The organism is Candidatus Poseidonia alphae (assembly GCF_943787815.1).
GTDB lineage: Archaea > Thermoplasmatota > Poseidoniia > Poseidoniales > Poseidoniaceae > Poseidonia > Poseidonia alphae.
On record NZ_CALSNW010000003.1, the window covers coordinates 312,197 to 330,773 of the forward strand.

The 18,577-nt window shown below is 49.3% G+C and carries 15 protein-coding genes and 1 tRNA gene; 10 read left to right on the forward strand and 6 right to left on the reverse strand.

Translation table 11 applies throughout. The features are described 5' to 3' along the window. Window positions 1–134: 134 nt before the first annotated feature. The 5 genes from AAA857_RS06100 to AAA857_RS06120 all read left to right on the forward strand — a co-directional run bounded on the left by AAA857_RS06100 (window position 135) and on the right by AAA857_RS06120 (window position 8,687). Entirely contained in the window at window positions 135–644 is a 510-nt protein-coding gene (locus tag AAA857_RS06100; RefSeq protein WP_338174071.1) for a hypothetical protein, read from the forward strand. Beyond that, window positions 568–3,654 (forward strand): hypothetical protein, encoded by a 3,087-nt coding sequence (locus AAA857_RS06105; RefSeq protein WP_338174072.1) that lies wholly within the window; start codon window positions 568–570, stop codon window positions 3,652–3,654. Before AAA857_RS06100 ends, AAA857_RS06105 begins: the two co-directional genes overlap by 77 nt. A 74-nt stretch (window positions 3,655–3,728) precedes the next feature. Next, the gene (gene lonB / locus AAA857_RS06110; RefSeq protein ID WP_338174073.1) at window positions 3,729–5,783 is read left to right on the forward strand and encodes an ATP-dependent protease LonB; all 2,055 of its coding nucleotides are present in this window, start codon (window positions 3,729–3,731) and stop codon (window positions 5,781–5,783) included. 83 nt (window positions 5,784–5,866) lie between these two features. Further along, window positions 5,867–7,210, forward strand: coding sequence for an MFS transporter (locus AAA857_RS06115; protein WP_338174074.1), 1,344 nt, complete (start codon window positions 5,867–5,869; stop codon window positions 7,208–7,210). Window positions 7,211–7,253: 43 nt separating this feature from the next. Next, window positions 7,254–8,687 carry an AI-2E family transporter gene (locus tag AAA857_RS06120; protein ID WP_338174075.1) on the forward strand — a complete coding sequence of 478 codons (1,434 nt, stop codon included), beginning with the start codon at window positions 7,254–7,256 and terminating at the stop codon, window positions 8,685–8,687. A gap of 3 nt (window positions 8,688–8,690) precedes the next feature. On the opposite strand, the gene AAA857_RS06125 is transcribed toward AAA857_RS06120, so the two are convergent. Next, window positions 8,691–8,957, reverse strand: a complete 267-nt coding sequence (locus AAA857_RS06125; protein WP_338174076.1) for a UPF0147 family protein — start codon at window positions 8,955–8,957, stop codon at window positions 8,691–8,693. A gap of 72 nt (window positions 8,958–9,029) precedes the next feature. Between AAA857_RS06125 and AAA857_RS06130 the strand changes: the two genes are divergently transcribed. Further along, window positions 9,030–10,025 carry an A24 family peptidase C-terminal domain-containing protein gene (locus AAA857_RS06130; RefSeq protein WP_338174077.1) on the forward strand — a complete coding sequence of 332 codons (996 nt, stop codon included), beginning with the start codon at window positions 9,030–9,032 and terminating at the stop codon, window positions 10,023–10,025. A 13-nt stretch (window positions 10,026–10,038) separates the two neighbouring features. On the opposite strand, the gene AAA857_RS06135 is transcribed toward AAA857_RS06130, so the two are convergent. Further along, on the reverse strand, window positions 10,039–10,188 hold the full coding sequence (locus AAA857_RS06135) for a 50S ribosomal protein L40e (RefSeq protein WP_338172776.1): 150 nt from the start codon (window positions 10,186–10,188) through the stop codon (window positions 10,039–10,041). 123 nt (window positions 10,189–10,311) lie between these two features. Between AAA857_RS06135 and AAA857_RS06140 the strand changes: the two genes are divergently transcribed. After that, complete coding sequence (locus tag AAA857_RS06140) at window positions 10,312–11,073, forward strand: MBL fold metallo-hydrolase (RefSeq protein ID WP_338174078.1); 762 nt, start codon at window positions 10,312–10,314, stop codon at window positions 11,071–11,073. On the opposite strand, the gene AAA857_RS06145 is transcribed toward AAA857_RS06140, so the two are convergent. The 3 genes from AAA857_RS06145 to AAA857_RS06155 form a co-directional block, all read right to left on the reverse strand. Continuing rightward, window positions 11,070–11,639, reverse strand: coding sequence for a hypothetical protein (locus AAA857_RS06145; protein ID WP_338174079.1), 570 nt, complete (start codon window positions 11,637–11,639; stop codon window positions 11,070–11,072). The two genes, AAA857_RS06140 and AAA857_RS06145, sit on opposite strands and share 4 nt — an antisense overlap. A gap of 70 nt (window positions 11,640–11,709) precedes the next feature. Then, complete coding sequence (locus AAA857_RS06150; RefSeq protein WP_338174080.1) at window positions 11,710–11,988, reverse strand: hypothetical protein; 279 nt, start codon at window positions 11,986–11,988, stop codon at window positions 11,710–11,712. 39 nt (window positions 11,989–12,027) lie between these two features. Beyond that, entirely contained in the window at window positions 12,028–13,041 is a 1,014-nt protein-coding gene (locus AAA857_RS06155) for a TFIIB-type zinc ribbon-containing protein (protein WP_338174081.1), read from the reverse strand. 260 nt (window positions 13,042–13,301) lie between these two features. Here AAA857_RS06155 and AAA857_RS06160 point away from each other — a divergent pair, with 260 nt between their 5' ends. Together AAA857_RS06160 and AAA857_RS06165 are read left to right on the forward strand one after the other, a co-directional pair. Then, entirely contained in the window at window positions 13,302–14,603 is a 1,302-nt protein-coding gene (locus AAA857_RS06160; protein WP_338174082.1) for an adenylosuccinate synthase, read from the forward strand. 59 nt (window positions 14,604–14,662) lie between these two features. Next, a tRNA-Ala gene (locus AAA857_RS06165) sits at window positions 14,663–14,738 on the forward strand. Window positions 14,739–14,819: 81 nt separating this feature from the next. Here the strand turns inward: AAA857_RS06165 and AAA857_RS06170 are convergent. Next, entirely contained in the window at window positions 14,820–17,813 is a 2,994-nt protein-coding gene (locus AAA857_RS06170) for a hypothetical protein (protein ID WP_338174083.1), read from the reverse strand. A 185-nt stretch (window positions 17,814–17,998) separates the two neighbouring features. On the opposite strand from AAA857_RS06170, the gene AAA857_RS06175 reads away from it, so the two are divergent. Next, a complete protein-coding gene (locus AAA857_RS06175) occupies window positions 17,999–18,568 on the forward strand; it encodes a hypothetical protein (RefSeq protein ID WP_338174084.1) in 570 nt (189 codons plus the stop codon). The last annotated feature ends 9 nt before the right edge of the window (window positions 18,569–18,577 follow it).

Here is an 18,577-nt window from a genome sequence, read left to right on the forward strand (position 1 = left end):
TTTCGCGACCTTCTTCTTGTCCTTAAAGTTACAAGAGATGAATTAAAAATTTATGATATTGTAACATTTCTTGAAAGCCCTTTTTTTGACATTAAAGCGGGTGTTTCATATACTGTCCGGAACTTCGCAACATTATGAAAGGAACCGTTCGCACCATGGCCTTCTCAATCGTCCTGCTGTTTTTCATCAGTACCATGACTGGATTGACAACAGATTTGAACCCTCTTGAACAACAACAATCGCTGGATGAAGAGCCTGTAGTCTACAGCGCTGCAACCTCTCCCGGTCACGTTGTGTTCGCACAATACATCTCGTCAGACAATTGCCCTCACTGCTACAAAGCGGGTGGCGGCTCTGCAGCTCATCACAAACTCAAGGTCGACTTCCCTGACGAGTATGTTTACGTTACATACATGTCAGCCTCCTACGGCTCTACCAACTCCGCACGTGCTGGTAACGTCGCTCCATATTCATGGCAGTGGCCTACGGGCGGTGCTCCGGATGCATATTTCGGGGACCGTACAGACGTCCGTCAGTCTGGTGCATCATCAAACTATGACTCCTATGATGACGAATTCACCGCAGGGGGCGGAATGCACAGCCTCTACCAACGATTATGGTATGACCGCTGCAATATCTGCTAACGGTGGTACATTTGACATTGATATCTCATACAAGTACACCGGCTCGGGCTCGGCCGCATCAAACATGAAACTCTATGCAGCCATCGTTGAAGAAGAATGCACGACCTACACTTACTCGAGCAGCGGTAGTGCACTCCCGCACGGATACAATTGCTGGATGGGTTGGCTCACATCAGGTGATACTTACAAGACAAAGAGTACCGGTTCAGGATCTGCTTTTGCGAGCGTATCTCCTACCTCCAGCCAACAATCACTCTCTTGGACCAGCGTCCCTACCAGCCTGATTGCAGGTGGAACCTCAAACGCAGTTGTTGTTGCCGCCCTCATCAGCGGAAATCAAATCAGCGTTGGCGGCAACAGTCCCCACGTTTATCATGCCATTGATTCGACCATGGGTCCTAAGATGGACATCGGCATCACTGACTTTTCAGTAGCCAATTCCATGGGTGACCCCACTTACATGACCGGAGACATCGTTACCTTGAGTGCTGATGTCAAAAACACCGGTGATTTGGACTACACAGACGGTGGACAGGTTGAATTTTACTACAAAAACGGTGTTTCAACAACCGTTATTGATTCTGCATCTGTCCCATCGTTGAACGTTGCACAGGGGTCGTCGTACCTTTCTGCTACAGCAAACTTTGACACATCATCCCTTCCAAGCAATGCCTGGAAGACTACCTTTGGTAGCCGTTTAGTGAGCCTCACAGGAGACATGGCTGCGAGCAACAACATGCAGGAAACACAACTCGACCATGACCGCCCACCACTCGCCAAGAAGGCACAAGTGATTGACAACAACGTCGTAGAGCGAGGCAGTCACTTGACGGTTCTCGCCAAGGGAAGCGCCGACGACAACATTGACACCATCGATTCCATGACCTTCGAAATAGAAGTTTCGCCGACTGGATTGAGTCAGTGGGATGCCAGCATTGTCACTGGAGGCGACTCGATCGTCTACCGTGACACTCCCAACGAGGGACGCCAATACGTGATTTCTCCAACATTGGACATGCCAGCAGGTGTGTATGATATCCGGTCGCGAACCTTGGATGCACGTGGACAGACGAGCGCCTGGGCAGTCTCAACAGGGTCGGATGGATTCGAACTCGCGAACGGTGAGCCAACCGTTGTTGCGGACCCAGTCCCGACTGTGATGTGCGACATCCCCACAAAGGTAAGCATGATTGGACACATTTCCGACCCGGAAACGCCGCTTTCACAACTGATCGTTACTTCCAGCAGTCCTAATTTCGTAGCATGGCATGCCGCAACCCAAGAAGTGGAAGTCCTTTTCCCCTACGATAACGGATGTCCTCTAGGCCAAAAGGGAATTGAAGTCGTTGTTGATGATGGCGGAGATTACTCCGATACAGGCATCACACCCTACGGTACTCTTTTGTTCAACGTGATTGAAAACGGTCAACCACGATGGTCTGGACTCCCTCTACAACTCATTGATGAAGCCGGAACTGGCTCGTTGATGCTCAATCAATATGTGTCAGACACGGATTCAAACGGCGCCACTGTAAACGCCGCAGGCCTTGACATTCAGGTCATGTCTCACACCAACCCTGATGCATTTGTCATTGAACTTGTTGAAACATCAACCGGTGTAACGCTCAACTTCTTTACGGTTGATGATGATAAGACTGGAGAAACCATTGTGACTCTACGTGCTAGCGACGGAGAACAATTCTCCGACCAAACAATCACCATCCGTATCAACCCGGTCAACGACGCACCACGAATTGACCTTACCGATATTGAAGACTTCCAACTCAAGCGTGGAAAGCAGATGGTCATCAATCTCAAGACACGAATGACTGATATCGACAGTCCTGTAGAACAAGCGTTCATCACAGTGACGCCATCAGAGCCGGGTGCTGCTCGGTACAACATTCTTGACGGAAACATGATTTTGAACTTTGATGAAACAGGTGAACAAACTGTAACGATTGCAGCTACCGATGGATTTGCAACAAACGTTTACACCATGACGGTTGATGTATTCGATGCATATCCATTTACGCTCTCAACTGAAGACGATGGTAGCGGTTTAATGTTCATCAGTTTGGAGGACACCTATGTCGGCCAAACACCAACTGCTACAATGATCCTTACCGATTCCGCACCAGTTTTCACTACAATTGATCTCACATGGAACCTTTGCAGTGACTTAACCGGCACCTGTGAGGGTCTACGTGAAACCTCACTCAATGTTGCAAAGTCGAACGTCGGATGGTCAGAAGAACTTGACATCAAGTCAATCTTTAACGAAAATGATCTGGCTCGCCCAACCGGTTCAAAATATATGGACTATTACAAAATCGAAATCTCTGGCGTTAGCGATAGCGGCGATGAATACCGAAGTTTGGACGGTGGGATGAAGTTCACCATCACGGAAAATCTGCCTGCCCCTGGCGACATGAGTGACAAAATGTTAACCGATTATGTTGCTGAATTGACCTCTAAAATTGAACTCCTAGAGGCGTCCATTGATTCAGAAGATGGCGACGTTGAATCCATGGAAGCAGAACTCGCTGAACTCAACATAGCATTCGAACTCGCATGCGAGGCCAACAAGACGAATTGTCCAACAGATGATGTCAAGAGCGCTAATGATTCTGGAGAGTCCAGTCTTGATACCAATCTCATCATCATGGTCATCGGTGTACTCATCGTCGCATCTCTCCTAGGATTGATGTTCATACGAGGCGGTAGGGATGAAGTCATCGAGACCAAATGGAACGAAGCATCGCTTCCTGCCCACGATGCGATTGCAAATTCGATGTATGGTGGAGCCCAAGAGATCTTCCAACAACCTGTTGCAGCCTATGTGGCTCCAACTGCTGTGGCCCAGCCTGTGGCTCAACCGGTCGTCATTCCCGCTCCAGCGGCAATGGCGGGTCCACCGTTGCCTCCAGGCGGCCTTCCAGCAGGATGGACCATGGAACAATGGACGTACTACGGCCAACAATATCTTGACCAGATGAATCAATATTGATTGCATCTTTTTATCGGGTAAGCATTTCTAGCCTAAAGCATACCCCTAAAGGGAAGCACAACTGAGGTGAGGATATGGCTGACGAAGACACTCTAGAAACAGCGGCGCCCGCCGCTGAAGAGGATGTTGTTGAAACTCCTGATGAAGAGGTCACCATTTGGGCCCCTGAAGCAGGCGGTACAGATGAAGTACTGAACTCATCCATTGGAGATTGGATTTCCACAGTTGATTTCGAATCCACCTCGGACGTGCCCATCCCTGAGCGGCTTGTTGACCAAGTCATCGGGCAAGAAGCAGGTTCTGTCGTCATCAAGAAAGCAGCAGAACAACGCCGTCACATGCTGATGATAGGGGACCCCGGAACAGGGAAGTCCATGCTGGCTCGCTCGATGACGGATTTACTACCACGAGATGCGCTCGAAGATGTCCTCGTCTATCCTAACGAAGAAGATGAAAACGTCCCACGAGTCCGCACGGTTCCGTCAGGCCGTGCAGATCGCATTGTCAAAGTCCAAAAAGAAGCCATCCGCCAACAACGTGAGAAATCACAGAAGATGTTGTTTATTGCTTTTGCAGCAATTGGTTTCTTGATCTTAATTGCAGCCCTTCAGTCCGGAGATTTGTTCACCCTCCTTTTCGGAGGTTTCCTTCTTGTGTTTGGATACATGTTCATTCGTAGCCGACTCGGTTCGGTCGACAACAGCCGTATCCCGAAAGTACTCGTGAAGCACGAGCCAAACGCCCTTCCATCCTTCATTGATGCGACTGCAACGCTTTCTGGCTCTTTACTCGGAGACGTTCGTCACGACCCGTTCCAATCAGGTGGTATGGAAACCCCTGCTCACGACCGAGTTGAACCAGGTGCGATTCACCGAGCACACAAGGGTGTTCTCTACATCGACGAGATCAACCTCCTGCGTCTTGAGGAACAGCAAGCTCTACTCACAGCAATGCAAGAGCGTGCATTCCCTATTTCGGGCCGCTCCGAGCGTTCATCCGGAGCCTTGACCAAAACGGAACCCGTTCCCTGTGACTTTATCCTCATCGCTGCGGGTAACCTTGACGCGATACAAGGAATGCACCCCGCGCTCCGAAGCCGTATTCGTGGCTATGGATACGAAGTCTACGTGAATTCTGAGATGCCCGATACCTCCAGGAATCGTCGCCGCTTGATCCGATTTATCGCTCAAGAAGTTCGTCGCGACTTGGATACCGTCCGAGAAATCCCTCACTTCGACAAAAGTGCAGTCGCCATAATTTTGCGAGAAGCTCAGCGCAGGGCTGGTCGCCGTGGAAAACTGTCCCTTCGTCTTCGCGAACTTGGCGGACTTGTGAGAATCGCTGGCGACCTCGCTGTTGAAGCCGGTGCCCCACTTACTACCGCAGAACATGTTCTGGGAGCGCGTAATATTGCAAAACCCCTTGAGCAACAAGTTGCAGACCGAATGATCGAGCGCCGTCAGGATTACGCAATGCTGGTCAATACCGGCGAGCGAATCGGCCGAGTCAACGGTCTAGCGGTTCTTGGAGCCAATTCTGGACTTTCAGATTTCAGTGGAATTATGCTGCCGGTTGAAGCACTGGTCACTCCATCCCTTGGTGGTGGAGGTAAAATCCACGCTACTGGAGGGCTTTCTGACCTTGCAAAGGAAAGCGTCACGAACGTCAGTGCAGTCATCAAGAAGCTCACTGGGAAGGATATTTCCGATTATGATATCCACATTCAATTCGTTGACACTCACGGTGTCGACGGAGATTCTGCTTCCATCACCATTGCAACTGCTATTATCTCAGCATTGGAAAACATACCGATTCGCCAAAATTTAGCAATGACCGGGTCGCTATCGGTTCGTGGAGAAGTTCTTCCTATTGGTGGAGTCACCGCCAAGATCGAGGCAGCAGCTCGCTCAGGTGTGAAAACCATCGTCGTGCCCCGAGCCAATATGCAAGATGTTCTTCTTGATGAGCGATTCGAAAACATGGTTGAGGTCGTCCCCGTCGATACATTGGATGAAGTCATGAAGTATGCACTGATTAAGCATGAGCAAAAGGCAGGACTCGTGGAACGTTTGGAAGCAGTGATTGACCGTCTTACCCCAGAGGTTCAATCCAAGATTTCGCTCGTTTAATCACCAACCCAAACCAGTCAAGTTGTCCAAATACAGTGGTGGACTACAAAAACAAGACATGTGTGGCTGAGTACGGTGAGTTGATGGAGCAAGAGGAAGTTTCATCAACGGGGAAAGGTGCACTTTTCGTTCTGTTCATGGTCACCATGATCGACATGATCGGTTTTGGAATCATCATTCCGTTTTTGACCTATCTTGTCAAAGACCTCGCAGAGGCTCAAGGAATCGTGCAAATCGGACTTTGGGTCGGTTTGCTGATGACCTCTTATTCGGCTGCTCAGTTCCTCTTTTCTCCTTTTTGGGGAGCGCTTTCAGATCGAATTGGGCGACGGCCTGTTTTGATGATCGGTCTGGTGGGGAACACTGTATTCTTTACCGCCTTTGGATTTTCGAACACCCTTATGTTTGCATTTGGCGCACGTTTCCTCGCTGGCGTATTTAACGGAAACATTGCCGTTGCTCGTGCTTACATTGGAGATGTAAGTACGCCTCAACAATTGGCGACTCGCATGGGTCTAATCGGTGCGGCATTTGGGCTCGGGTTTACGATTGGCCCATTTTTGGGCGGAGAGTTCTCAAGCCCAGCAGACCGGTGGGACTTTTTTATTGGGACGGTATTTGAGACCTATCCATACCTCCTGCCCTGTGTCATTGCCAGCGTCCTTTCAACCGGTTCGTTCATCCTAGCACTTCGATACCTTCCCGAATCACTTGACCTGAGTTCACAATCCAAACATGACCGACGCTCGTGGGGTGATGAAATGGAAGGAATGTTCACCAACTCACTCTCCATGCTCAAAAAAGGCACTGTAGGCGCCATGATTTGGGTGTCGATGCTGTTCACGCTCGGCTTCACAGTCATGCATGCTGTATTCATCCTGTATACGGAGATGGATGTGGCGAACGGTGGTTTAGGGTTTAGCGAAAAAGACAACGGTAGAGTCTTCGCAATGATCGGTCTCTTTGGAATTTTCACTCAAGGTGCCCTTATCGGTCCGCTTACTCGTAAATTTGGAACTCGACGCCTCATTCCCTATGCTGCTATGACAACAGGGCTTGGGCTGGTTTTGGTTCCTTATACCCAAGCCGGTAGTGCTTGGCTAGGTCTGTTGGTGGTTTGTTCTCTCATCGCCATTGGGAACGGTATTTTCCAACCTTCATCCTCGACTTACTTGACTCAAATTGCTCGTCATGAAGGATATGAATTGGGTTTAGTCATGGGTGCACAAGAATCCCTGGGAGCGTTTGCTCGAATCCTTGGCCCCCTAACGGGTGGAATCGTATGGGAATTGACCGTTCGGGGAACCTTTCCTTGGGATTATCACACGGCTTTTCACCTGTGTGGATTCTTGATGATTGTATCCACCCTACTCACCTTGCGTCTTCCACAATTTGAAGGTTCTGAACCTCGCTCATCTGAAGAATGAATGCATGAGATGTCTTGAAGAGGTCAACGGTATTAGCGGGACCATGGAAGAGAAGAGCAACATATGGGACAGCCATAATTTCCGTCACCGCCTCGGTATGTTCTCACATGCAGCCATATTGATGACATTGGTCACCATTTGGCTCATCTACTTGATCGATGTTCTTCAGCCGTTATTCATTGCTTTAGGGATTTATTTTGTCCTCAAACCCGGAGCCAATACCCTGTCAAAACAGGGATTCCCAGTGATGCTATCGTACATCACAATGCTAATGCTTGCCATTCTCGTGGTGCTTAGTGCTGGATTCTTTGCATATGAGCAAGCAGCCAATTTTGCAGAAGATGAAGTGCGAATGGAGGAATATACGGAGTCACTGAATGACCGCTGGTATGACCTAAAAAACTCCTCACTGTTTAGCGATGCCATCATGGATTCGGGTGCAACTGAAACTGGAACCTTTGAGCAGGATATGGCTTCCATGGGCGTTTTCTCAGATGGCTCTGAACTTTCAGACCTTTTCACACGAATGCTCTCAAGTATTGGTTCCCTGTTCATCATGGGAATTACTGTAATTTTCTTCCTTTTGTTCATCATTTTTGAAGCAAGTTTGCTCCCCGGACGCATCGAGCGAGCATGGCCCGGTGGCGCTAGTGAACGTGTTCACATGATACGAGACCAAATCGAAGCCAGCGTTAACACGTATGTTGTGGTCAAAACCGGAGTCGGTTTTGGTACAGCTGTTTGTGCCGGAATTGTCATGTTGTTCTTCGGAATTGACCTGTGGTTCACTTGGGCACTTCTGACGTTTATCCTCAACTATGTTCCTTACATTGGTTCGCTTCTTGCAACGATTCCACCGTTGATCATCGGATTCATTGTCCTTGGTCCAACTTCGGTCATCCTCTTGTCGGTATTGCTTCTTTCAAATCAGCAACTTTGGGGTAACGTGATTGAAACACGATGGGCAGGGCGAGCATTGGACATCTCTCCGGTGTTGCTCCTTGTCGTGACAGCATTCTCGTTTTGGCTGTGGGGTATCATCGGAATGATTCTCTCCATCCCCCTTGTCGTTATTCTCAAGATTGTCCTTGAAAACATTGAGGCTACCCGACCGTTGGCGATTCTGCTCTCAGAGCGAGCACCAACACTGGAAGAGGCTTGGCGAGAGGCCATCAAAGACGGTCGTATCACGGCCTATGAGGAGCGTATGCTCAACGAATTGCAAAACGTGCTCGGTTATACAGACCAACAAGTTGCCATCATGTCTGCCCGAATCGCAGCTGAATACGCTCTTCGCAGGGGACGCCTAAGTCTGGACCAAATCGACCTCATCAACATCGGCATTGGATTGATGCCAGCGCCCAAGAAATGGAAAAATCAATTTGACGAGATTGTCACCGAAGGCAAACTAAGCGTCATGGAACGTGTATTCCTAGGCAAACTTGTGTTTGCTTTGGAAGATGATGAAGAAGAGTGAATCTCAGAGTACGGCAGTGAGAATACGTTCCAGTTCAGTGTTAATCGTAAGGATGAGGGTTCCAAACTCCGGTGGGATGTTTGGGTCTTCGTAGAGTTCTTCAAGCTTCGATTGAGCCATGGCGATGCGCACGTCCAATTTCTTTCCTTTATTGAGCAGCCAATTATCGCATGCTTCTTTCGCTTGTCGGCGGATGTTTCTTGGAACCTTTGGGTCATCGATTTGGTTGATGACGCTGGCGACTTGTTGTAATCGTTCTTCGATATCCATGTTCTCACCAGTTGGGGGTAAAGTTAGGTCGTCGGTGACCGTCTTTAAATTGATGGCCTTCCTCCTCTGCCTATGGAGGTCACTACAGACCATGTTCTGGGATGGACCCGTGTCGGAGTTTTGTTCCTCGGAATGGCCTGGGCTGCATGGATGGATCACAAAGATCGTCGTGTTCCAAATGAGCATTGGATTGTATGGGCAAAGCCCGCCATTTTTCTTTGGGGTCTCGACCTTATGGTACAAGGTGCGGACTGGACCATCTACCTCACTGCTTTCGGCGTTGTAGCTTATGCTGGTGTGTCTGTATTCGGGCGACCAACGCTAAGAGATGCACGTGCTGGTTCCGGAATGGACCGAGTGTTCATTGCTTGGTACCTTGTTTCTGTGATTGGGTTCATTGCAGGTGCAATCCGTTATCAAGCGACCAGCCCAATTGAGGTGATTCTGGGTGATGGTGATGAACTGGGAATGCTCTGGTGGAGGACGGCTTCAGTCTTCTTGGTCATTTTCGTCATTGATGTTGCCTGGCGATTGCGTCTTTTGCACGGGGGTGCTGATGCAAAAGCCCTGATGTGGGTTGCCCTGGTCTTTCCCTCGTGGGCGACCGTTCCAACACCTCTCTCTTCCGTGATGGGGGATACACTGGTTGCTCTTCCGGTCGCAGTGGCTTTGTTGATGTGGGGAGGACTTGCCTTTTTGTTGATACCATTCATCATGCTCATTCTAAACATCAAGAAAGGTTCCCTTCGTTCCTTTGGAGACCTACGACTTGCGTGGCATGCCACTAAAATTCCAATCGATGAGGTCTTACAACGCCACGTTTGGATGTTAACGACGACAATGGTTCGGCCAGACGGCGAGGGTGAGGTCATTCACCGCTCAAGAGCACCTCGGCGTACGCCGAATGAAGAAGAACTCCAACAACAAATCATGAGTTTGAAAGCCCTCGGCGTCGAAGACGTGTGGGTGAGTTTCAAAATGCCTCTGCTGGTCTTTTTGTTCCCAGCAGTTCTGCCATTGGTGCTCTTGGGTGAACCCACAGCATTGGTAATGACTTGGCTGGGTTAAATTTGAAAGGACATCATGCGCCTTTGCGCTCGATGTTCTTGGGACGGAGTCCCTTGTAACTGCACTTGCGGCAGCGGGCGGCACGAACGGCATTGCGTGCGTTACATCGCATGCAAATCTTGCGGTGGAGCAAGCGGGCTTCTGCTTCTGGGAATCGTGCCATGGTGGGGCCACAGATTTCCCCTATTTAATCACAACCTCAGTGGTTCGGAAGCGGTTGCTGGTTGACTTATGCTAACCTGAGGCATCGGGTATGTTGAAGTTCTGCGTCTTCTTCCGTGAACGCATGAAGGTTGTCAGGCTTCCCGCCATCCATCACGATGGGAATGCTGTTATCGTTTCGGGGCGTTTGGGGAGCCTGTTGATCGATGCAGGGACCTCGTGGTATCAGTCCCTTCAAGTTGAACGAATCAGAGGTCAACTCGGAGATAAGCCTCTCGATCGTATCGCTTTAACCACTCGGCGGTATCCTTGTTCTGGAGGTGCCAAACACATTTCAGAATCGTTTGATAACATTCCAATCCACATTCACGGCGTAGGACAAGCCGCTCTCGAAACAGGAGATTTTTTCACAACATGGGCGAACCGGTACGATTCCGACATGCCTCCAACCCAAACAATTCCAGTTGATGACAAAGAAGTATTTGCTCTTGGTGACGGCGATGTTGAAGCCCATTGGCTGCCGGGGCATGCGCCCGAGGGAATGGGATATCTCATTCCACATTTGGCTACACTCATTGTCGGCCCGCTCTTGCCTCGGGCAGACCGACCCACAAGATGGGATTTGCCGGGCGGTTCACTCATTGACCTCATCAAGAGTTTTGAAACCATGAAGCGGCTTCAACCAACATCGATTGTCCCAATGCAGGGTCCAGCTATCAGGGGGAAAGAACACATCCAGAGCGTTCTCGACCGACATCTTGAATTCTTTAACCAGGCCGTTGAAAACGAGGGCAAGCCTCCAAAGTCTTGGCACAGGCCAGCTCCAACTGCTCTTTGGCTAACACCCATTTCTCCTTGGCCTCTCGTGGAAAAAGAATCCGTCTAAGCGGGTTGAACCGAACTGAGGACATAGGAACGATCCAACCTCTTGTGCCCTCCTCGAGAGTAATCTTTTGCCGTATCATCTTCACTGATGTGTGAGCCATCCCAGGCATGCATGTGATGAATCCAACCGCTTCGAACATGGACCATCCCATTTTCCAAGTGAAGGCTTGAAACCGGACCGTTGATGGTAAACAGCACTTTTTGCCGTTCACTTTTACGGTCGTCAAGTGACCACACGCTTCCATTTTGAGTTCCAGCAAGGAGATTTAAACTCCCTTGGTCAATGAGCGATAACGCTCGAATGCATCCTCCTTTCAGTTCATATTTTGAAATCATTTCCAATCGAGGGAGGGTGAAAACAAGAACTTCTCCACGTGCATTGCCTACAATGGCTGTGTCAATGGTGTCCATCGGGCCTCGAACAACCAACAGAACGGTGGGTATGGCTTCCAGGCGTATTCGTTGAGCTCTTCCATTCTTTGGTTTCCATGCAATGAGCCCGTCATCCATGGCTACAAGTGTCCCTTCTGCGGTTGTCAAACTGCGAACAATCATTCGGTTCTTCATAAGTAGGGAATGACTACCTTCGGTCTACTTTCTTTTGGTAGACCCCTCAGAGATAAAGTGAAACTGAACGTCAGTACATATCGTCAGATTTGTTGTCTTTCTTCCACTTTCTGTAACAGGACTTGCATACACGAACTCGGCCTTTTCTTGCTTCGTAACCGCCCGATCCCCAGGTGTCGATGGCGTTGTCAATGGACAGTGACCGCCCACCCATGTCCTTGTCAGCGAATTTGGCGCAATCTTTGATACCGCACGAAATCTCTCCTTCTTTCGATGAAGATTTCTTGGTCGATTCCGAATCTTCGCCGGAGTCAGAGCGGTGTTTGCGTGCTTTGGCCTTAAATCCCATGACCAATGCCTTTCGCGGGTGCTTCATCAAGGTTCGCCTTCATTCCAGCGCTTCACGGGCTTTGATTTTCTCAATCAGTCCATCGATGAGTCTTAGAAGTCCTCGTAGGGTCACTTCAGACACATTAGCTACCGTACAGACTTCGGACTGGGTCCGCGGGCTGCCGATTTGATTCGATGTTTTGTAGATGAGAGCTGCGGCCACACCCATTGGTTTCTTTCCCTGCCATACATCTTCGTGCGGTTGAATGGTGGCCCACAGTTCCTCAAGAGGGGCACGGATGTTGGGCGATAACGCAAGATCTGAAACGAATTTGTCAAAGTACTCGTTTGGTCCGGTAATTTTGTGAAGGTTGAGTCGGCGTGAAACTTGTCGTATTAACCGGGAGAGGTCCTTTTCCGTGATGTCAAAAGCCTTTGAGATGTCAGGTATTTGCCGGGGGAGTTCCTCCTGTCGGGCTACCAGGTAGGTGCACGCTGCGGTGACTCCAGCAATCGAGCGTCCGGTGACGAAACCTGCGGTGGACAACATACGATAGAGTCTCGCTGCTTCTTCCTGCAAGGGTTGAGGTAATCCAGAGCGGTCCCGAATAAACTGATTGGCCTTGACGAGGTTTCGTTCTCGGCTCTTTCGAGTTTTTGAGCGTTCGTCAATCACTCGGCGACGACGCCATTCTCGACGTGCTTGAGAACTCATTCCGTGTCGGGATGCAGTCCCTGTGTTGAGGTCTCGAACGTCGATCGTAGTGTTCAATCCTTTGTCAGCGAGCGTGTAGGTCATGGGTCGGCCAACTCGAGAGCGGTCTTCCCCTTGGTCCCGGTTGGTCCATTCAGCACCCGGGTCCGGTACATTCTCTTCAACGACAAGGCCACATGATCCGCAGGTAATTTCTCCGCGTGTTACATCCATGTCCCACTTGACAGCTCCACATTCCTCGCATGGCCTTGTGTGGCCCTCGACTACCCTTCTTGAGGGCCGTTGTGAGCCAAATCCTTCACGGGTGGGTGTTGACATTGTTCGGGGAGCGTCTTTGCTTTCTCGTTGTTGTTTCATCTTCTAAACTCCTTGTTTAGTAGTGGGGTGCCGTATTATATAAACCAATGGTTGCTCTGATGATACTTGGTACAGAGCAAGGTACGTTTACTAGCGGTTTTAATATCGGTCCTCTACAACCTCTACTTATCGCTGGAGCATATAAAGCGTCGTTCATAATCACGCCCACTGAATGAGCCGATGCTCGGTTGAATCTTCCTTCGCCGGCGTCCACAGGGTTCAAAGACGGCCTTCACCGACGGCGTCATGAGGACAAGGACATGCCTGCTACGGTCATTCTCGGTGCCCAATGGGGCGATGAAGGAAAAGGAAAATTGGTTGATAGACTTGCAGAACAAGCCACCTGGGTGGCTCGTTTTCAAGGCGGGAACAATGCAGGGCATACGGTTGTACTCGGTGAACAAGTTCTGAAATTCCATCTCCTTCCTTCAGGGATCACAAGAAAAGAGTGCCATCTTGTCCTTGGTGACGGAATGGTCGTTGACCCATGGGTCCTTGACAGCGAACTCAACGGATGGATGGAATTGACAGGAGAAGACCCTCGGGGTGAACGTCTGTTTGTCAGTGAACGTGCTCACATCATTCTTCCTTACCATCGGTACATGGACAGTCTGGATACGAAAATCGGTACGACCGGTCGTGGAATCGGACCAACATACGCTGACAAAATCAATCGTGTAGGTTTGCGATTTGGAGATGTTGCAGAAGTCTTGAACGACATGGAATGGGCCAAAACAACCGTCCAGCGCATGAACGCTTCTCTTGAAGCAGCAGGCTCAGAGGACCGTACCTCTGTTGAGGGATTGATGGGCGATATTGAATGGATTCACAATGCTTACCGCACCTCGATTGGTAATACCGGTTTGATGTTGGACAATGCTCTCAAACTCGGAGAACACGTCATTCTTGAAGGAGCCCAAGGCTGTCTCCTTGACATTGATCAAGGGACTTATCCTTTCGTCACCTCATCGGTAACCTCCCGCGGAAATGCATCACATGGCGCAGGGATTCACCCCGGTCACGTAGAGGAAGTCATTGGAATTACCAAGGCCTACATCACCCGTGTTGGTCACGGTTCAATGCCAACAGAGCTCGAGGACGAAGTTGGAAATCACCTCGGGACCGTCGGCCATGAATTTGGAACCACAACAGGCCGCCCCCGTCGGTGTGGATGGTTTGATGCAGTGGTCATGCGGCATGCTCAACGAATCAACGGATTTACGGGCCTTGCGCTAACGAAACTGGACGTCCTTGGCGGGCTTGATGAACTGAAAATATGTGTTGCTTACGAACTAGACGGGAAAGAGATTACTGAACTTCCTTCTACTGCTTCAGCCATCGCTCGTTGCAAACCAATCTACATCTCAATGCCCGGTTTCCCTGAACTTTCATTGTCCGAGTGGCTTGCTATGGCCGTTCACGCCAATGAATCTGGGAAGGGAATTTCAGTACTTCCCACAGCAGCTCAACAGTACATCGCAAAACTCGAAGCGATCGTAGGTGTACCTTGCACCAGCGTCGGCGTAGGCCCTGACCGTGATGCAACGATTGACTGCGTCTGATTCCTCTGCTGTAGAGAGGTGAAGGCTCAAAAGGGAGAGGCTCACCGCCACAACTACGAGGGCGCTTAGCTCAGTTGGAAGAGCGTCTGGTTTGCAACCAGAAGGCCGGGGGTTCAAATCCCCCAGCGTCCACCATCCCTTTTTGGCCTCGCAGTGTGCGGGTTTTGTTTCCAAAATACACGACGCCTCTGCGTCTAAACCCCGTTGGGTGTGGACTTACAAGTCTTCCAGGAGAAAAGGCAGATTGTATGCTTCCAGCGTCTTCCCCCAGAGGATGCTTCGTCCCTGAGGTGGCTTGGATTTTCTTGACTCAATGTTAGAATCATGTTGATTCAACTCAGCAAAGGAAGTGCCTGACCGTAATATACGCCCGTCAATTGTGAGCGGGAAGAAGGCAAGCCTGGCCCATAAGATCCATTCTCTGTCGGTTTCTTCGACCAAATGTTCGTATGCCTCCCTCACGTGTTTTGGATGAATTCCCACATTCGTAGAATTCAGTTTAATCTTCTCGCCCAGTGTTTCAAGGGTTTCTAATTCTTCATCTACCAGATCCTTTTCTGCTTCAGCACGCCTAAAAATCGAATTACGCAGCAACGAATTCCAATCACTTCCGATGGTTGATTGGAAATCCATTCTTTCTCGCAAAGAAAACATGAAGAGGTCCATTTCTTCATTTGTATTGAAAAATTGGGACATGAGATAATTCAAGGCCACGTCGTTGATTGGTTTTGAAATCCCTCTCTTTCGGTCCTTGAAATTCTCAGGGTCGAATTGTTTGGATTGGTGTCCTTTGTTTTTTGTTAAGTATTGATTCAATTCGTCAAAGTGGTCTGGTTGGAACTTGGTCGAATGGATGTCATAAGATGGAATGATCGAGTTTTCCAGAGCCGTCCTCCAATCGGTTATGTGGTATCGGATGAGGACCCTGATTTGGTCGATGATGAGTGCACAACTGCTCAAGTACGGTTCTCGGATGGGGTGTTGAGAAATTGCACGGGCCATCTGTTCCGTTCGGATTGCAAGCAGGCTCAACCTTCCAAGGCTGTACCTCAGGATCATCCTCACGAAGATTGCCTTTGCATCTTCATCTCCAAGCATGTCATCATCCACTTCGGTGAGCCACATAGGACTTTGACTGATCTCCTGTGCTGCATGGATGACGTCATGGATGTGGACGTTCTGTCCATCGATAGAAAATGGCAGAGGAGAGCAAGCGCGTGCAGCATCGTTAAACATGCGCTGGGAACGCTCGCCCCCCAACTCTTTGGAAATTAAATTTTCAATCAAGTTCAGCGATGTGCCAAGATACATCATCGAATCCATTCGATTCACTCGTTTGAGTTGTGACCGAAAACTTGTGCTGTATTTTTTTTCCTTTGATTTGTTGTTATTTTCAGATAATTGTCGATTTATTTTTTTCTTTCCTGGTTTAGAAATATGTCCGAGGGTAAACTGGGGTTTGGGATTTAGATCGGAAAGAACCCACTTGTCGGAAAATCGGATGGATTCGCTGAGTGTTCCAAACATTCCTTGGGTTGTCCGTGATTCATCGTGCCCAACCAATGCTTGCATATAGGCCATCATCATGCAAATCTGTGCTTTGTTGATGTTGCCTTGTGGAAAGTGTTTGATGTGCTTAGAGTTGTGTTGCTTTCCTTTTCCTCCCCAGAGGAATTGCGTGAAGGCAGAGGAATTTAGAGGATTCAGCACACTGGGGTCGCCGATTTGCATTTCCATGCTGCGCAAAGCAGGCTTGGGTGAAGACGTGGCTCTACGTATGAAGTCTTGGAATACGGCTTGCTGTAAACTGTTCGATAGCCTAACGGGACAGTCCCACTGATCATCCCAACCTTGGTTGATGATGTTTATGACTTGTCTTCTCAGGTCTGAGTCGGCGTCGTTCCCGTCCTGTCGGAGGTGTCGTACCTTTGCGATGTTGGAAAATGCCATTCCAGAATTTTGTTTGATTTTGCCATCGATGATTCCCGATGACCATGCCGTTGAATTTTCAAGTTTCGTTGAGATATTTTGATAGATGGAAACCATCATTTCAAGGAATAAATCAATGAGAGGGTATGGCTTTCCTTGATGCTTCACCTCGGCCGAAGAGATGTTGAAGCAATAACTTGCGTTGAGGATAAGTACGCGAAGTGCGCTTTCAATATGGAGGTAGGATGAAATCGCAAATTGTTCCTGATGGAGCATGAATTTGTTAGCGATTTTCAACCAAACTTCGATGAGTCTGTTCGGAGTTTTGTTTGTCCAGTCTTTCAATCCTTCCGAGGCAGCGCCACTTGAGTTTAGGGTAATACTTTGGGACATCGAAGAAAGATACTTCGCTGCCTCTAGGTAAGCCTGAACACCTTTGTTTTCGGTGAACACCTGAGGATTGAACGCCACCATGCCTGCGATGGTTTGTCTAGAAGCCGGCATGAATGCTAGCGTTTCAAACCGTTTGGAGAGGTCAAGTGAATTATTCACCTCCGAGTTTTCGGAAAACCTCCTCTGGCCGTCGATTTTTACTAATCCGGTCTCTGCTGCAACATGCAATGTTTTAGCGTAGGTCAAGGCTAAGGAGACCTTCTTTCTTGACCTCAAGAGCAGCGTTGCCTCATGGAGGACGGCCAATTCATACCATGGTATCGCCGTTCCGGGAATTCCGAGATCCTTCCTTCGGTTGTTGAGTCGATGGAAGGTGTTCTTTGCGCTGTCGAGAATCAAGAGATTGAGCCGAGAACAAATGGTTTCCAGTCGCCTTAGCGTCGTGCTCCTGCTCTTGTTGTCGGAGTCTGTTTCGTGTTCGACCTGAATCGCCAATTCAGGATTGACGGCCAGCAGAGTGCGCCAGAGGATTCGCCGTAGAAAGCAGAGTTCATGCCAGAGATGGTGGGTAATGTAGAAACAAAGCTGGATATCCTCTGACTTCTCTCCTGTAAAATCCGCCAGGATCTCTATTAACTCCATCCGATTTTCAGCACGTCTAAACAAACGACGGAGTAACTCCTCCAGGTGATGGGTGATCCTTTCTTCATCGTGGTGCTTAGGGAGCATCCCGTGAAGGTGGTCGACGAAGAGGCTGGTCAACGCGTCGCCTTCGACCAAGTCCGCCGGGTCAACTTCAAACGGAATCTCTCTGAGTAAAGGTTTCGCAGTACCGTTCTCGTAACCCTCAAGCCATGCGGTGGCGGATGCGATGTAGGACTTGTTCACCGTTTTCCCTCGGGTTGACTCAGTGCCCGAGGGTTTTTATGGGTTGTTCATTATCGGACATCAATTCTAGATTTTTTGAGCACTGCGATGTTTTTTACCTGGGTATTCGACTAATATTTGCACACATAGGCTAATAAAAGGCGGCTCTGTAGGACCCTCCATGACCAGAGGAGAGGTGCCCACGAATGTCTTTTGAAATCCGTTCTGAAATTGTCGCCGTGTTGGCCGAACGGGGAGGGAAATTTGCCGCACCAATGTTGGATGCTGTTGGAGTTTTCGACCCTGTAGAAATGGAAGATGCATGGCCACACGATGGAGTTTGGATTTCCATGTATATGGATATCCGCGATTTCCACTCCGCTATCGTCCGCCGGAGTCCAATCTCATATGTAGTTCCAACTCAAAAGCAGTTTCTCGCTATTCGTAGTGTGGCTGAATTGCTTACAAGTTTGGTTGCTCAGAGCCATTTTGTGGACATTGACCGAAAGCAAGAGGCAGGAGACGAGGCAGTGGTCAAGATGCTGATCAACATGGTCTCCCAACCTGAGTACGATCGAAACACTGTAATTGGTTTTCTCATAGCTTATTCGAAGGTCTTCGGAGAGTCCAATCTGCTGTTGCGGCAACTTGAGCTTGCACAGTGCCGGCGCAACGTTTCGGGGGAAGAGGTCCTCGACATCTTCTGGACTCATTCTTCCGCTCGAATGTCCACAGTTGTGACGTTGGCAAAAGCTTCCGCAGTGGGCGGTGCTTGAGTATGGTAG

Bases quoted from the DNA above. Each gene is read 5' to 3' on its own strand.
- AAA857_RS06100 (WP_338174071.1), top strand. From the start codon at position 135: ATGAAAGGAACCGTTCGCACCATGGCCTTCTCAATCGTCCTGCTGTTT.
- AAA857_RS06135 (WP_338172776.1), bottom strand. From the start codon at position 10,188: ATGGCACGATTCCCAGAAGCAGAAGCCCGCTTGCTCCACCGCAAGATT.
- lonB (WP_338174073.1), top strand. From the start codon at position 3,729: ATGGCTGACGAAGACACTCTAGAAACAGCGGCGCCCGCCGCTGAAGAG.
- AAA857_RS06150 (WP_338174080.1), bottom strand. From the start codon at position 11,988: ATGGGATTTAAGGCCAAAGCACGCAAACACCGCTCTGACTCCGGCGAA.
- AAA857_RS06155 (WP_338174081.1), bottom strand. From the start codon at position 13,041: ATGAAACAACAACGAGAAAGCAAAGACGCTCCCCGAACAATGTCAACA.
- AAA857_RS06105 (WP_338174072.1), top strand. From the start codon at position 568: ATGACGAATTCACCGCAGGGGGCGGAATGCACAGCCTCTACCAACGAT.
- AAA857_RS06125 (WP_338174076.1), bottom strand. From the start codon at position 8,957: ATGGATATCGAAGAACGATTACAACAAGTCGCCAGCGTCATCAACCAA.
- AAA857_RS06130 (WP_338174077.1), top strand. From the start codon at position 9,030: ATGGAGGTCACTACAGACCATGTTCTGGGATGGACCCGTGTCGGAGTT.
- AAA857_RS06120 (WP_338174075.1), top strand. From the start codon at position 7,254: ATGGAAGAGAAGAGCAACATATGGGACAGCCATAATTTCCGTCACCGC.
- AAA857_RS06115 (WP_338174074.1), top strand. From the start codon at position 5,867: ATGGAGCAAGAGGAAGTTTCATCAACGGGGAAAGGTGCACTTTTCGTT.
- AAA857_RS06175 (WP_338174084.1), top strand. From the start codon at position 17,999: ATGTCTTTTGAAATCCGTTCTGAAATTGTCGCCGTGTTGGCCGAACGG.
- AAA857_RS06160 (WP_338174082.1), top strand. From the start codon at position 13,302: ATGCCTGCTACGGTCATTCTCGGTGCCCAATGGGGCGATGAAGGAAAA.
- AAA857_RS06140 (WP_338174078.1), top strand. From the start codon at position 10,312: ATGAAGGTTGTCAGGCTTCCCGCCATCCATCACGATGGGAATGCTGTT.
- AAA857_RS06145 (WP_338174079.1), bottom strand. From the start codon at position 11,639: ATGAAGAACCGAATGATTGTTCGCAGTTTGACAACCGCAGAAGGGACA.